The following is a 14257-nucleotide window of genomic DNA, read 5'->3' as shown; positions in this document are numbered from 1 at the left end:
CTTGCAGGTACTCGCCACAGCATTTTCATCGCCTGTGAAATCGAGCGCCGCCCGCGCGGCGCATCGCGGGCAAGCCCGCTCCCACATCTGTTTCGGGCCAATCTCTCCTGTCAAGCCAACAGGGACCGCCTTGTTTGTTCCCTTCGATATCGAGGTGGGCGCAACTGCTTTTCATCGAACTAAAGTCATGCACCAAGGCGGGCCCTGTTGGCGGCACAGGAATAACTGGCCCGAAACAAATGTGGGAGCGGGCTTGCCCGCGATGCGCCGCGCGGGCGGCGCTCGATCTCATAAGCGCTGAACCTGTCATGGTGAACACCTGTCAGCCTCCCTCAATCTCCAACCGCCCCTAACCAACACCGGGGGCTGAAGTCAACGCAGAGCGTTCTTGGTCAACTCGATTTCATTCATCAGCCCTTTGGCCAAGGCGATCAGGTAATCCGCAGCCCCCAGCAGCTTGTGGTCATCTTCCATGTCGCCTTCGCGCACCAGGTGCTTGATGTAACCCAGTAGAATCGAGACTTGCTCGTAGGCATCCTCGATCGGGACATCGGGTTGCACGCGTAGCAGGTTGATCGGTGGGTTGCCGACGTCGAGGAAGGTTTCCGCGCCGATGGTGGTGATGACTTTCGGTTCGTCTGCCATGCGTCACTCCTGGGCCTGTTGGCCGTAAAGCTGGGCGTGGACATGTTCGACCAGTGAATGGGCGATCTCGCTGGCATGCATGGCGTTGCCGAGCATGTTCAGGCCGGGCTCGCCAGCGCGGGCGCGGCAGTGCTCGTCGATGGTTTCGATGACGCCGCGCAGTAGCTCGCTGGCGTGGGCCAGGGCGTCGGGTGGGCACATGTCGGTGCGGACGGTGAAGAATGGGGTGGTGATGGGTTTGTGGCGGGGTGGGTCGGGTACGATCTTTTTCATTTTGGATCTCACAGTTCGTTATCGGAACTGCCATCCAGACCTTCTCACAGGTGAAGGTGGCAGCGGTACGCGGGGTGAGAAACCGGTGAACCATGCAAAGCCCGGCCAGGCCGAAGCCTGCCCGCGTACTGCCGCCATAACGGTGCTAATGCATGAAATTCGGTTCGGGTTCTCACACCCGGTCGCCAAGCTGCGGCGACCCGAAAACGTTATCCGTGAGAGGTTTCCCCGACAACAGCGATACTTCAGCACCGGGCGTAGGATAATTCCCAAGCATGCTGGTTTTGAAGCATTTGGTTTCAGGTTCGGAAATGTCTTACGGGTGAGGGCTTGGAGGGGTAGGGCGGGGGAATGGGTCAGGGCTACTAGGTGCTCGCCATGACAGGTTCAGCGCCTGTGAGATCGAGCGCCGCCCGCGCGGCGCATCGCGGGCAAGCCCGCTCCCACATTTGTTTCGGGCCAGTTATTCCTGTGCCGCCAACAGGGCCCGCTCAGGTGCATGACTTTAGTTCGATGAAAAGCAGTTGCGTCCACCTCGATATCGAAGGGAACAAACAAAGCGGTTCCTGTTGGCTTTACAGGAGAGATTGGCCCGAAACAGATGTGGGAGCGGGCTTGCCCGCGATGCGCCGCGCGGGCGGCGCTCGGTCTCACAGGCGCTGCAACTGTTGTGGCAGGCACATGGCAGCCCTCACACAACCCTCACGCCGTCACTTGCAATTCCCCGCCTTGCGATACCCCGCCGCCAACGCCTCGGCCTCACTGCCAAACGCCACCTGGTTCTTCTGCGAAACCTGGCTGTACCCCGGGCAACCGCTGGCCAGGTGATACACATGGCTATTGCGGTTACCGACCACCGCACCACTTGCCGCGGTACTGGCCAGCGTCGGCTTGGCCGCCTCTTTCACTGCCGTAGTCGGCACCACTGCCGCGCCCTGCGGCGTATACCCCAGCGCCCACTTGCGCTCACCGGTCACGAACGGGTTGTTGTGCCCCATGATCGCGGCAATGCGCTGATCACGCTGCTTCTCCCAGGCCGTCACCGGGTGCTGCTTGTCCCAGGCCATCAGCACCTGTTGCTGCTGGCGCGACATGCTCAGCTTGTAGCGATCGAACATGTAGAACGTGGTGCGTGCCACCAGCCCCTTCACCTCGTCGCGTGGCTCGGCGGTTTTCTGCTGGAAGTCGATCTTGGTGGTGCACTGGCCGTACTGCGGCGCAACGCCAGAGACCATGCCGTAGTTGAAGTTGCTGCGGTCACCGTTCACTTCGCCCACGGACGGGTAGAGGTTGAACAGGTCGGCCTCCATGGCGCGGAAGGTCGGGTCGCTGTCGACGCACTGCTCGCGCCCGCCGTTCTGCCAGCACTGGCGCTGGTGGCCGAAGGTCCAGGCCGGGACGATGTGCTCCCACTCGGTACGCTCGGCGCGGGTCTGCAGCTTGCGGGTTTCATAGCCACAGGATTTCAGGTCGACCCGGCCGCCGGACTTGCCGACCCAGGTCCACTTGCAGCCACAGTACAACTCGCCCATGGCGCTGTTGCCCTGGTCAAGGTAGATCTTCTGTTTGGCGACCACCTTGGCTTCGGTGAAGGTGGCGGGTGGAGTGGCGAAGGCAGCGGGGATGGCGGCGAAGGCGAGGGCGACGGCGCAAAGCAGTTTCTTCATGAAATACGTCTTAGGCTTACAAAAAAACACGATTATACGGCTTGAGCGCGTTGAAAGAAGAGAGCAAAGGCTTGCGCTTGAGCGCTGCGCCGCTATCGTTTGCGGGTCAGGATCTTGTCGAGCGAATCGTCATGCAAATCGCCCCATCGCCTCTCAACGAGGCAGCCCGCCTGTGTTTCCTCGAGAGCCTGAACATCCTCGATACACCGGCCGAGGAAACCTTCGACCGCATCACCCGGTTGGCCAGTGTGCTGCTCGAAGTGCCCATGGCACTGGTGTCGCTGGTCGACATGAATCGCCAGTGGTTCAAGTCGCGCCAGGGTGTGGACGTTGCCGAGACCACGCGCGATGTGGCGTTCTGTGCCCATGCCCTGCATGCCGAAGACATCCTGGTGATCCCGGATGCCTGCGCCGATCCGCGTTTCGAGGACAACCCGCTGGTAACCGGTGGGCCGCGCATCCGCTTCTATGCTGGCGTGCCACTGCGTTTTGCCGGTGAGCTGACTGTGGGCACGCTGTGTGTGCTGGACACCCGGCCCCGTCAGGTGTCGGAAACCGAGTTGGCGCACCTGCGCGACCTGGCGCGGATCGTCGAGCGCGAGATGCTCCACCGCAGCCTGGCCATCGACTCGGGCAGCGCGGTGCAGCAGGCGGAGCAAGGCGCCTTGATATCCTCCGAGGCGCGTTTCCACCGGGTGTTCGACAACAGCCCGACGAGCAAGGCCCTGGTCGATCTTGGCGGGCGCATCCTCGAGCCCAACCGGGAGTTCTGCCAATTGCTGGGCAGGGCCAGGGAGTGGCTGGTGCTGACCCAATTGAACGAGCTGATCGACCCACAGGACCTGGCCAAGCTGGACGAGCCTTGGCAGCAGATCGTTGCCGGTGAGCAGGATTCGCTGGTCATCGAAGTGCGGCTGGTCACCCCCGGCAATGGCGCACTGTGGAGCGAGCTGAGCGTGTCGGCGCTGCGTGACGCGCGCGGCGTTACCGAACAACTGGTCGTGTTCGTGCGTGACGTCAGCGAACGCAAGCGCCGCCAGCGGCAATTGCAGCGCTACCAGGCGACCCTGGAGCAACAGGTGGCGCAGCGCACCGAAGAGCTGGCACGCAGCCAGGAAACCCTGCAGGCCATCGCCGACAATATTCCGGTGCTGATCGCGCAGATCGGCACCAACCTCGAATACCGCTTCAACAATGCCGTGTACCGGCAGATCTTCGGGGTCGAGCCGATCCAGCTCAAAGGCCGCAAGGTGCAGGATGTGCTGCCGGCGGACGTGTATCAGCAGCTGCTGCCATGCTTCCACAAGGCATTGGCCGGCGAGCGGGTGGAGGCTGACAACGTGCGATACAGCCCCGACGACACGCGGATCTGGCACGCGTCCTATGTGCCGGATATCCGCAATGGCAAGGTCGAGGGCTTTTTCGTCATGTCGCTGGACGTGACCGAACGCAAGCGCAAGGAAAAGACCCTGCTCGACCAGGCCACGCTCGACCCGCTGACCGGGTTGCCCAACCGCGCGGCGTTGCATGAAGAGCTGGATTTCGCCCTGCAGCAGCGGGCTGCGTTTGCCTTGTTCTTCATCGACCTGGATGGCTTCAAGCAAGTCAACGACCAGCATGGCCACGAGGCGGGTGATGCCGTGTTGCAGGCTGCCGCGGGGCGCATGCTGGCGATCATGCGCGCGGATGACATGGTGGCCAGGCTGGCCGGTGATGAGTTCGTGGTCATCGCCCAGGCCGTGGCCAACCAGGCATCAGCCCAGGATATCGCACGCAAGCTGTGCGATGTGCTGTCGGCGCCGGTGGCGGTAGAGGGGGCCGAAGTGGCCGTTGGTGCCAGTATCGGCGTGTACCTCAACCATTCCGGGCATGACCCGCAAACGGCCGAGGATGCCCTCGCGCTGGCCGACAAGGCCATGTACGAGGCCAAGCGCAGCGGGCGCAACCGCTTCAGCGTGGTGCCTGACCGCTAGAAACCCCAATGCTGCAGGGCCCACAACACGCCCATGCCGACCGCCAGGGTCAGCAGCGTGCTGCGCGTGCGCCAGGCAACCAGCCCCGCCACCACAGCCGCCGGTATCTGCGGGTTGCTCCAGTCGATACCCGGCTGCCCGGCCTTGAACACCACGGCCGGCAGCACCAGTGCCGCCAACACACTGGCCGGCACATACACCAGGGCTCGGCGCAACATCGGCGGAATGCGCAATGCGCCGTAGAACTCGATGAACGACAGGCGTATCGCAAAGGTGCCCAGGCCGATCAGGGCGAAGGTGATCCATGGGGTCATGTCGTTCATGGCGCCTCCGCTGCCACGGGTGCGCCCTTGCGCAGCTGTTCGATGCTCAACCCGCTGATCACACCGCCCAGCGAGGCGACCAGCAAGCCAAGGTTGTAGGGCAGGTCGTGTGCCAGCACCGCCAGCGCGCCGCCCACTACCGCTGCGCCCAGCATCGCCGGGTTACGGATGCCCGGCACCAGCAGGGCCAGGAACGACAGCGGAATGGCAAAGCCCAGCGACCAGGACTCCGGAATGCCGGTGCCCAGGTACACGCCGGCCAGCACCGCCAGGTTCCAGCCGAACCACATCGGCAAGGCGGTGCCCAGGTAGTAGGGGAAGGCAAATCGACCGAGGCCGTCGGTGCCGAATTTCAGGCTGCACAGGGCGAACGACTGGTCGGACAGCAGGTAGGATAACGGCCAGCTCTTGCGCCGTGGCAGATCGCTCAGGTGCGGGGCCAGGGCGGCGCTGTACATCAGGAAGCGCAGGTTGATCACCAACGCAGTCACCACCATGGTCAGTGGCAGCGCGCCGCTCTGCATCAGCTGCAGCACCACCATCTGCGCGGAGCCGGAATAGAACAGCAGGGTCATGCCCATGGCGTCGAGCGGCGACATGCCAATACCGATGGCTGTCACCCCGGTGATCAGGCCGAAGGGCACCATGCCGGTCATCAGTGGCAGAACCGCGCGGACACCCTCGGTGAATGCGTGCATCGCGCTTTTGTAGTGCATGTGGGTTCCTTGAACGTTCATCAGGCTCGCTCAAGGTAAAACCGGCCCGGCTTGGTAACAACGCAGATTTCTGGAATATTAGGCCTAAAAAAAATAGGCCTTGAACCATGTCGCTCGATTCACCTACCCGGCACACCCTGCAGCTCAATGCCCTGCGCGCCTTCGAGGCGTCGGCGCGGCTCGGTGGCTTTGCCCGGGCTGCCCACGAACTGAAGGTCACGCCCGGGGCGATTGCCGCGTTGATCAAGACCCTGGAAACCCAGTACGGCGCCGCCCTGTTCGAGCGCCATGTCAAGGGCGTGCGCCTGACCCCGCTGGGCGAAAGCGTGAAGACGCAGTTCACCGAGGCCTTCGATGCGGTGGAGGAGGCTGCCCGTACGTTGCGCCGGCTGGCCGCGCCGCAGCGGGTGCATATCGTCACCTCGCCGGCGTTGGCCCAGCTGTGGATCGGGCCGCGGCTGCCGCGCCTGACCGAAATGCTCGCGCCCATCGAGGTCTCCGTCACGGCGGTCGATGAACCGCCCAACCTCAAGCGCAGCCCGTTCGACCTTTGCCTGTTCTACGTCGAGCAGGTCCAGCGCGGCCAGCGCAAGCTGGCCGATGAAGACATCCTGCCGGTGTGCAGCCCCGCGCTGGCCGCGCAGATCACCGCGCCGGCAGACCTGGCCAGTGCGCGCTGCATCAAGGATGTCGGTTGGCAGGACTGGGATGTCTGGTCGGCGGCGATCATGCCTGAGCAGCACTTCGTGGCCCGAGGCCCGGGTTTTTCCCTTTATTCGATCGCGGTGCAGCAAGCCTTGCTGGGCGCCGGTGTGCTGATCGGGCGCAGGAGCCTGATCCAGCCGTACCTCGACAGTGGCGAGTTGGTCGCCCCTTTGGACCGCTCGGTGCCATTGGGGCTGACCATCGCGGCATGGCGCTTGCCGGGTGCCACGGGCAACCCACGCGTGGCAGCGGTGGAAGAGGCCTTGAAACGGTTGGCCTGAGGTGTGGCCAGCGTTGCGCTGGCCACACCCTGGTTTCAGACCTGCTCAGTTTCGCTTGCCTGTCCGGCCGCCTTCTGTTGGGTCTTGATTTCGATGTCTTCCTTCATGCGCTGGGCAATCTGGTCATCGACCTTGGCCTGTTGCTCAGGTGGCAGGGCGTTGTACTCGTCTTCGGTCATGCCCAGTTCCTGAAGGATCTTCTCCTTGATCTTCTCTTCCGGTGACTTGGACATGTAGTCGCGGAACTCCTGCAGCGCATCACTACTTTCCTGGGTGCTGGCGCTGGCCTGCTGGCGGGCAGCGAGGTCGGGGTTCTGCAGCATGACCTTGAGTTTGGCGAAGGCTTCTTCGCGGGCGTCGTCGGCATTCTGCTGCGAAGTACTACCCTGGCTGTTCTGCTGCGCGGACGCATTGCTGGTGGCCAGCGGTGCACGGAACGGCACCAGCTCGGCTTGCGCCTGGTCGTGGTTGATGCGCTGCTGCTGGTGCACGGTGGCCTGCCAACCCAGGCCATTGAGGGTGATTGCCATGTTTTCCTCCTTGGACGTTGCAAAGCCAGGGAAGCAGGGCAAGTCCCATGCCAGCCGTGCAGGCCGCGAAAACAGGGCGTTCGGGCTATTTCGATCGTTGGCCGCCAGGCATATGCTTGCCTGTCATAGGAAACACGTTGCCGCCTGCGGCAAACAACCCCGGCTGGAGAAGACATTGCAGCAGGAGTGTGAACGGGATACCGGCAGGCGCAGCTGGCGAGGATCCTGATCGCCGGTACGCGCGCGGCTTAAAGTTTCCTGTCAGCATGCCGACTCATAGGTCACTGGGTACGGGCCATGCGTCCGTATCGCCAATGGTTGGAGTACCTGCCCGCAGCGGCAGGGTGCGTCGCCTTGCGTCCACTTCAATTCATGCCCCGCTGCCGGTCGACGCAACCAGCAGTAGGCATTGGTCTCAAAGATTTCTGAAGGGGCAAGTATGAATCTTTATGTCAACCAGGTGAAAAACAAGCCGGACTACCGGGGCGCGCTGTTCAAGGGCGACATCTTCCTCGAAACCGGGCTTGGCAATGCACATCAGCTGTGCGCCCTGGCCCGGCAGAGCATCACCGCCGCTTTCGAAGGCGAAACCGAGCACCAGTCGCTGCACAAGATGATGCCGGTGGAGACCTTCGTCGAGCGCGTCACCGCACTCAAGCGCCAGTTCACCAATGGCCCTGAAGCCAAGGCACTGATCCGTGATTTCATCCGCGAGATCGGCGCCGACCCGAAAGAGTACATCTTCGACGTGCCGCGGGTGCGCGTGGTGCCCAACTACGACTACCTGCATGCGGGCGTGAGCTATGCCTACAAACCGCACCGTGATACCTGGTACGGCAGCGTCGAAAGCCAGGTGAACACCTGGATGCCGGTATACAGCATCGAGCCCGAGCAGACCATGATGATCAACCCGGCGTATTTCGAGCGGCCGGTGCACAACAGTTCGGCCCAGTGGAGCCTGAACGACTGGATCAACGTGCAGCGGCACAAGGCCTCGCAGAACATCACCGAAGAGACTCGGGTGCATCCGGTGCCGCTGGAAGACATCGACACCAGCGCCGAGCTGCGTGTGGCCGCCAACAGTGGCGAGATGCTGATTTTCTCGGGTGCCCACCTGCACGGCACCGTGGCCAACTTCACCGACAAGGTGCGCTTCAGCGTGGACTTCCGCCTGATCCACCTGCAAGACTTGCTGCACAAGCGCGGCGCACCGAACGTCGACAACGGCTGTTCGGACGCAGAGGCCGGCTTCAAAGACTTTTTCAATGCCAGCGACTTTTCGCAATTCCAGGGAGTTAACCCATGACCAAGCGTCGACTGACCGCTGCCGAGGTCGAGTACAACGAAAAGCGCGCCAGCGTGCTGAGCCGTGTCGATGCCCAATACGTGGCTGATGCACCGTTCCTGTTCGCCAACCGTATCGCCGTGACCGCTGCGCTGTCGCGCATCGAACTGTTCAAGATGGTCCAGGACATTCCTGGCGCCATCGTCGAATGTGGTGTGTACAAAGGCAACTCGTTGATGCTGTACATGCAGCTGTCGATGATTCTGGAGCCGTATGCGATCAACCGTTCGATCATCGGTTTCGACACCTTCGGTGGTTTCGCCAGCATCGATGCCGAGCAGGATCCGGCCGACATCAACGAAAGCATGTTCTCCGACACCGACGAGACGCTGATCCAGGACATGATCGATGCCAACGACCTGATCCGTCCGGTCAACCGCATCCCGCGCTGCGAGATCGTCAAGGGTGACATCCTGGAAACCGTGCCGGCCTTCGTCAAGACCCGTCCGGACCTGGTGGTGGCGATGCTGATTCTTGACACCGACCTGTACAAATCGACCAAGGTAGCGCTGGAAACCTTCCTGCCATACATGCCCAAGGGGGCAATCGTGGTGCTGGACGAAGTGGCCTACCGCAACTTCCCGGGCGAAACCCAGGCGCTGCGTGACGTGCTGGACTTGAACAAGATCGAGCTCAAGCGCCTGCCGTTCGATTCGTCGGTGGGTTACTTCCGCGTCTGACGTGGTCTGGCGACGAGCGAAAAAAGACCCGCGGCGCCTGGAGCGCAGCGGGTCAAATCGGCCTAGGCCGCTTCAGTGTCAGATATGCAGTGCGTGGCCCAGCGCGCGCAGTGCCGCTTCCTGCACCGCCTCGCCCAGCGTCGGGTGAGCATGGATGGTGCCGGCCACATCTTCCAGCCGTGCGCCCATCTCCAGCGACTGGGCAAACGCCGTGGACAGTTCCGATACCGCCACACCTACCGCCTGCCAGCCCACGATCAGGTGGTTGTCACGCCGCGCCACCACCCGCACGAAACCGCTTTTCGATTCCAGGCTCATGGCCCGGCCATTGGCGGCGAACGGGAACTGCGCAACGATGCAGTCCAGCCCTTGCTGGCTGGCTTGCTCTGGCGTCTTGCCTGCTACAACGACTTCCGGGTCGGTGAAGCACACCGCGGCAATCGCTGCAGGTTCGAAACGCCGGGTCTTGCCGGCAATGATTTCGGCAACCATCTCGCCCTGCGCCATGGCGCGGTGGGCAAGCATCGGTTCGCCGGCCACGTCACCGATGGCCCAGACGTTGCGCATGCTGGTCTGGCAGCGCTCGTCGATGGCGATGGCGGCGCCGTTCAGCTTCAGGTCCAGGCACTCCAGGTTTAAGCCTTTGGTGCGTGGCCGGCGGCCCACGGCCACCAGCACCTGGTCGGCTTCCAGGCGCAGTTGCCCGCCCTGGCCATCGCTGGCCAGCAGGCAGCCGTTCTCGTAGCCTTCGACGCTGTGGCCCAGGTGCAGGGCGATGCCCAGCTTCTTCAGCGATTCTGCCACGGGTGCAGTCAGTTCGCTGTCGTAGGTCGGCAGAATGCACTCGCGGGCTTCCACCACGCTGACCTGCGCACCCAGCTTGCGATAGGCGATGCCCAGCTCCAGGCCGATGTATCCGCCGCCCACCACCACCAGGTGCTTGGGCAGGGCCTTGGGCGCCAGGGCTTCGGTGGAGGAAATGATCGGCCCGCCGAGTGGCAGCATTGGCAGTTCGACGCTGTGCGAGCCGGTGGCCAGCAGCAGGTGCTCGCAGCGGATGCGCTGGCCGTCGACCTCGACCTGTTTGCCGTCGAGGACCTTCGCCCAGCCGTGAATCACCTTGACCCCATGCTTTTTCAGCAAGGCGGCCACGCCGGTGGTCAGGCGGTCGACGATGCCGTCCTTCCAGGCCACGCTCTGGCTGATGTCCAGGCGTGGGCTATCGACGCTGATGCCCAGTGGCGACTGCCCGGCAAAGCGTGCGGTCTGGTGGAACTGCTCGGCCACATGGATCAGCGCCTTGGACGGGATGCAGCCGATGTTCAGGCAGGTGCCGCCCAGGGCCTGGCCTTCGACCAGCACGGTGGGGATGCCCAATTGCCCGGCGCGGATGGCGGCGACGTAGCCGCCGGGGCCGCCGCCGATGATCAGCAGGGTGGTGTCGATGATCTGGGACATGCTCACTCCAGGAACAGACAGGCGGGTTGTTCGAGCAGGCCGCGCACGGCCTGGATGAACTGTGCGGCATCCATGCCATCGACCACCCGGTGATCGAACGAGCTGGACAGGTTCATCATCTTGCGCACGACGATCTGGCCGTCGATCACCACCGGGCGCTCGACGATGCGGTTGACGCCGACGATCGCCACTTCCGGGGTGTTGACCACCGGGGTGCTGACGATGCCGCCCAGGGCGCCGAGGCTGGTCAGGGTAATGGTCGAGCCGCTCAGTTCTTCACGGCTGGCCTTGTTGCTCCGTGCGGCGTTGGCCAGGCGCGAGATCTCGCCGGCATTGGCCCACAGACTGGCGGCTTCGGCATGGCGCAGTACCGGCACCATCAGGCCGTTGTCACCCTGGGTGGCGATGCCCACATGCACTGCGCCGTGGCGGGTGATGACCTGGGCTTCGTCGTCGTAGGTGGCGTTGATCTGCGGGAAGTCGCGCAAGGCGACGACCAGGGCACGGACCAGGAACGGCAGCAGGGTCAGCTTGCCGCGGGTGTTGCCGTGCTTGGCGTTGAGCTGCTGGCGCAGGGCCTCGACGGCGGTGACGTCGATTTCTTCCACGTAGCTGAAGTGCGCGACACGGCGCTTGGCGTCCTGCATGCGCTGGGCGATCTTGCGACGCAGGCCGATCACCTGCACCTGTTCGCTGTCGGTGCGCTTGGCATAGCCACTCTGCACCTGGCCGGCAGCACTGTGCGGCTTGCTCATGAAGGCGTCGAGGTCTTCGTGCAGGATGCGCCCGGCCGGGCCACTGCCATGCACGTAGCGCAGCTCGATGCCGGCATCCAGGGCGCGCTTGCGCACTGCCGGCGAGGCCAGCGGCTTGTCGCCCGGCTGGCGCGGCACGATCGGTGCCTCGACGTGTTGCTCGGGTGCCTGCAAGGCTGCCGGCTGCGGCGCTTTTGTTTCTGGCGTGGGAGCAACAGGCGCCACGGGCGCGCTGTGCGCTTCCACAGGTTTCGCCTGCGGCACATCCACATGGTTGCCGCTGCCTTCCACTTCGATGCGGATCAGCTCGCTGCCGACCGCCATCACTTCACCCGGCTGGCCACCCAGGGCCAGCACCTTGCCGCTGACCGGCGAAGGGATTTCCACGGTGGCCTTGTCGGTCATGACGTCGGCCACCACCTGGTCCTCGGCGATCACGTCGCCGACCTTGACGAACCATTCCACCAACTCGACCTGCGCGATGCCTTCGCCAATGTCCGGCATCTTGATGACGTGCGTGCCCATTCAGACCTCCATGACCCGTTTCAATGCCGCGCCTACCCGCGAAGGGCCTGGGAAGTAAGCCCATTCCTGTGCGTGGGGGTAGGGGGTGTCCCAGCCGGTGACGCGCTCGATCGGTGCCTCGAGGTGGTGGAAGCAATGCTCCTGCACCAGCGACACCAGCTCGGCGCCGAAGCCGCAGGTGCGGGTGGCTTCATGCACGACCACGCAGCGGCCGGTCTTCTTCACCGACTCGACGATGGTCTCCAGGTCCAGCGGCCAGAGGCTGCGCAGGTCGATGACTTCGGCGTCGACGCCGCTCTCCTCGGCGGCCACCTGGGCCACGTAGACGGTGGTGCCATAGGTCAGCACGGTGACATCGTTACCCGGGCGGGTGATGGCGGCCTTGTCCAGCGGCACGGTGTAGTAGCCGTCCGGCACGGCGCTTTGCGGGTGCTTCGACCACGGGGTGACAGGGCGGTCGTGGTGGCCGTCGAACGGGCCGTTGTACAGGCGCTTGGGCTCCAGGAAGATCACCGGGTCGTCGCATTCGATCGAGGCGATCAGCAGGCCCTTGGCGTCATACGGGTTGGACGGCATCACCGTGCGCAGGCCGCAGACCTGGGTGAACATTGCCTCAGGGCTCTGACTGTGGGTCTGGCCGCCGTAGATGCCGCCGCCGCAGGGCATGCGCAGGGTCAGCGGGGCGATGAACTCGCCGGCCGAGCGGTAGCGCAGGCGGGCCATTTCCGAGACGATCTGGTCGGACGCCGGGTAGAAATAGTCGGCGAACTGGATTTCCACCACCGGGCGCAGGCCGTAGGCGCCCATGCCCACGGCAGTGCCGACGATGCCGCTTTCCGAGATCGGGGCGTCGAACACCCGCGACTTGCCGTACTTGGTCTGCAGGCCCTCGGTGCAACGGAACACGCCGCCGAAGTAACCGACGTCCTGGCCGTAGATCACCACATTGTCGTCGCGCTCGAGCATGACATCCATGGCCGAGCGCAGGGCCTGGATCATGGTCAGTGTGCTGGTGGCCATGGCGGTTTCCGGGTTGATGCTGTTGTTGTGATCGTTCATCTCAGACCCCCAGTTCCTGGCGCTGACGGCGCAGGTGGTCAGGCATTTCCTTGTACACGTCCTCGAACATCGAAGCCGCGCTCGGGATGTGGCCGTTGGCCAGAGTGCCGTACTGTTCCGCTTCCTTCTGTGCGGCGATGACCGCGGCTTCGAACTCGGCGGTGGTGGCCTGGTGTTCTTCCTCGGACCAGTGGCCGATCTTGATCAGGTGCTGCTTCAGGCGGGCGATCGGGTCGCCCAGCGGGAAGTGGCTCCAGTCATCGGCGGGGCGGTATTTGGACGGGTCGTCCGAGGTCGAGTGCGGGCCGGCGCGGTAGGTGACCCACTCGATCAGCGAGGGGCCAAGGCCGCGGCGGGCACGTTCGGCAGCCCAGCGCGAGGCAGCGTAGACGGCGACAAAGTCGTTGCCGTCGACCCGCAGCGAGGCGATGCCGCAACCCACGCCACGGCCGGCGAAGGTGGTCTGCTCGCCACCGGCGATGGCCTGGAAGGTGGAGATCGCCCACTGGTTGTTGACCACGTTGAGGATCACTGGGGCGCGGTAGACGTGGGCGAAGGTGAGGGCGGTGTGGAAGTCCGACTCGGCGGTGGCGCCGTCGCCAATCCAGGCCGAAGCGATCTTGGTATCGCCCTTGATTGCCGAGGCCATGGCCCAGCCGACTGCCTGCACGAACTGGGTCGCCAGGTTGCCGCTGATGGTGAAGAAACCGGCTTCGCGCACCGAATACATGATCGGCAACTGGCGGCCCTTGAGTGGGTCGCGCTCGTTGGACAGCAGCTGGCAGATCATTTCTACCAGCGACACGTCGCGGGCCATCAGGATGCTCTGCTGGCGATAGGTGGGGAAGCACATGTCGGTGCGGTTGAGCGCCAGCGCCTGGGCGCTGCCGATGGCTTCCTCGCCCAGGCTCTGCATGTAGAAGGACATCTTCTTCTGGCGCTGGGCAACCACCATGCGGCTGTCGAAGATGCGCGTCTTGAGCATCGCGCGCATGCCTTGGCGCAGGATCTGCGGGTCGATGTCTTCGGCCCACGGGCCTTGGGCGTTGCCTTGCTCGTCGAGCACGCGGACCAGGCTTTTGGACAGGTCGGCGGTGTCGGCAGCGTCGACATCGATCGGGGGTTTACGGACTTGCCCTGCGTCGTTCAGGCGCAGGTAGGAGAAATCGGTCTGGCAGCCTGGCCGGCCGGTGGGCTCGGGCACATGCAAACGCAGGGGGGCGTACTCGTTCATGCTTTTTACGCTCGCTCGGATGTTGTTTTTGTGAGCTCTGAAGCGGCCGCCGCTGAGTACCGGCTTGTGACTGGTAGGTCAGCGTCAT

At 63.8% G+C, this 14257-nt stretch carries 14 protein-coding genes; 4 read left to right on the top strand and 10 right to left on the bottom strand.

Annotated elements, in window-relative coordinates; genetic code table 11:
- Positions 1-372: 372 nt before the first annotated feature.
- The 3 genes from N430_RS10920 to N430_RS10900 all read right to left on the bottom strand — a co-directional run bounded on the left by N430_RS10920 (position 373) and on the right by N430_RS10900 (position 2585).
- A complete protein-coding gene (locus N430_RS10920; protein ID WP_110636364.1) occupies positions 373-645 on the bottom strand; it encodes a DUF3077 domain-containing protein in 273 nt (90 codons plus the stop codon).
- A gap of 3 nt (positions 646-648) precedes the next feature.
- Complete coding sequence (locus N430_RS10915; RefSeq protein ID WP_110636367.1) at positions 649-918, bottom strand: hypothetical protein; 270 nt, start codon at positions 916-918, stop codon at positions 649-651.
- Positions 919-1628: 710 nt separating this feature from the next.
- The gene (locus N430_RS10900; protein WP_110636371.1) at positions 1629-2585 is read right to left on the bottom strand and encodes an endonuclease; all 957 of its coding nucleotides are present in this window, start codon (positions 2583-2585) and stop codon (positions 1629-1631) included.
- 131 nt (positions 2586-2716) lie between these two features.
- On the opposite strand from N430_RS10900, the gene N430_RS10895 reads away from it, so the two are divergent.
- Positions 2717-4558, top strand: a complete 1842-nt coding sequence (locus N430_RS10895) for a diguanylate cyclase domain-containing protein (protein WP_110636374.1) — start codon at positions 2717-2719, stop codon at positions 4556-4558.
- Here N430_RS10895 and N430_RS10890 read toward each other — a convergent pair.
- Together N430_RS10890 and N430_RS10885 are read right to left on the bottom strand one after the other, a co-directional pair.
- On the bottom strand, positions 4555-4881 hold the full coding sequence (locus N430_RS10890; RefSeq protein WP_110636377.1) for an AzlD domain-containing protein: 327 nt from the start codon (positions 4879-4881) through the stop codon (positions 4555-4557). The genes N430_RS10895 and N430_RS10890 overlap by 4 nt on opposite strands.
- A complete protein-coding gene (locus N430_RS10885; protein ID WP_110636380.1) occupies positions 4878-5597 on the bottom strand; it encodes an AzlC family ABC transporter permease in 720 nt (239 codons plus the stop codon). The genes N430_RS10890 and N430_RS10885 overlap by 4 nt, the downstream gene beginning before the upstream one ends.
- Before the next feature lie 107 nt (positions 5598-5704).
- Between N430_RS10885 and N430_RS10880 the strand changes: the two genes are divergently transcribed.
- Positions 5705-6583 (top strand): LysR family transcriptional regulator, encoded by an 879-nt coding sequence (locus N430_RS10880; protein ID WP_110636383.1) that lies wholly within the window; start codon positions 5705-5707, stop codon positions 6581-6583.
- A gap of 35 nt (positions 6584-6618) precedes the next feature.
- Here N430_RS10880 and N430_RS10875 read toward each other — a convergent pair whose 3' ends face one another.
- Positions 6619-7113, bottom strand: a complete 495-nt coding sequence (locus N430_RS10875; RefSeq protein WP_110636386.1) for a hypothetical protein — start codon at positions 7111-7113, stop codon at positions 6619-6621.
- 439 nt (positions 7114-7552) lie between these two features.
- Here N430_RS10875 and N430_RS10870 point away from each other — a divergent pair, with 439 nt between their 5' ends.
- Together N430_RS10870 and N430_RS10865 are read left to right on the top strand one after the other, a co-directional pair.
- Positions 7553-8419: a hypothetical protein gene (locus tag N430_RS10870; RefSeq protein ID WP_110636389.1), complete on the top strand. Its 867-nt coding sequence runs from the start codon at positions 7553-7555 to the stop codon at positions 8417-8419.
- A complete protein-coding gene (locus tag N430_RS10865) occupies positions 8416-9138 on the top strand; it encodes a TylF/MycF/NovP-related O-methyltransferase (RefSeq protein ID WP_027921127.1) in 723 nt (240 codons plus the stop codon). The genes N430_RS10870 and N430_RS10865 overlap by 4 nt, the downstream gene beginning before the upstream one ends.
- Before the next feature lie 78 nt (positions 9139-9216).
- On the opposite strand, the gene lpdA is transcribed toward N430_RS10865, so the two are convergent.
- Genes lpdA through N430_RS10845 form a run of 4 tightly spaced genes read right to left on the bottom strand, consistent with a single transcriptional unit; the run spans position 9217 to position 14169 of the window.
- On the bottom strand, positions 9217-10596 hold the full coding sequence (gene lpdA / locus N430_RS10860; RefSeq protein ID WP_110636393.1) for a dihydrolipoyl dehydrogenase: 1380 nt from the start codon (positions 10594-10596) through the stop codon (positions 9217-9219).
- Between the two features lie 2 nt (positions 10597-10598).
- Positions 10599-11876: a dihydrolipoamide acetyltransferase family protein gene (locus tag N430_RS10855; RefSeq protein WP_110636396.1), complete on the bottom strand. Its 1278-nt coding sequence runs from the start codon at positions 11874-11876 to the stop codon at positions 10599-10601.
- Positions 11877-12935, bottom strand: coding sequence for an alpha-ketoacid dehydrogenase subunit beta (locus tag N430_RS10850; RefSeq protein WP_110636399.1), 1059 nt, complete (start codon positions 12933-12935; stop codon positions 11877-11879).
- Between the two features lies 1 nt (position 12936).
- Entirely contained in the window at positions 12937-14169 is a 1233-nt protein-coding gene (locus N430_RS10845; RefSeq protein WP_103446457.1) for a 3-methyl-2-oxobutanoate dehydrogenase (2-methylpropanoyl-transferring) subunit alpha, read from the bottom strand.
- Positions 14170-14257: the final 88 nt, after the last annotated feature.

Origin of the sequence: Pseudomonas sp. CC120222-01a, from assembly GCF_003097235.1 — a bacterium.
Taxonomy (GTDB): Bacteria; Pseudomonadota; Gammaproteobacteria; order Pseudomonadales; family Pseudomonadaceae; genus Aquipseudomonas.
The sequence above is the reverse complement of the archived record's forward strand: the minus strand, read 5'-3'. Positions and strand labels throughout refer to the sequence as shown.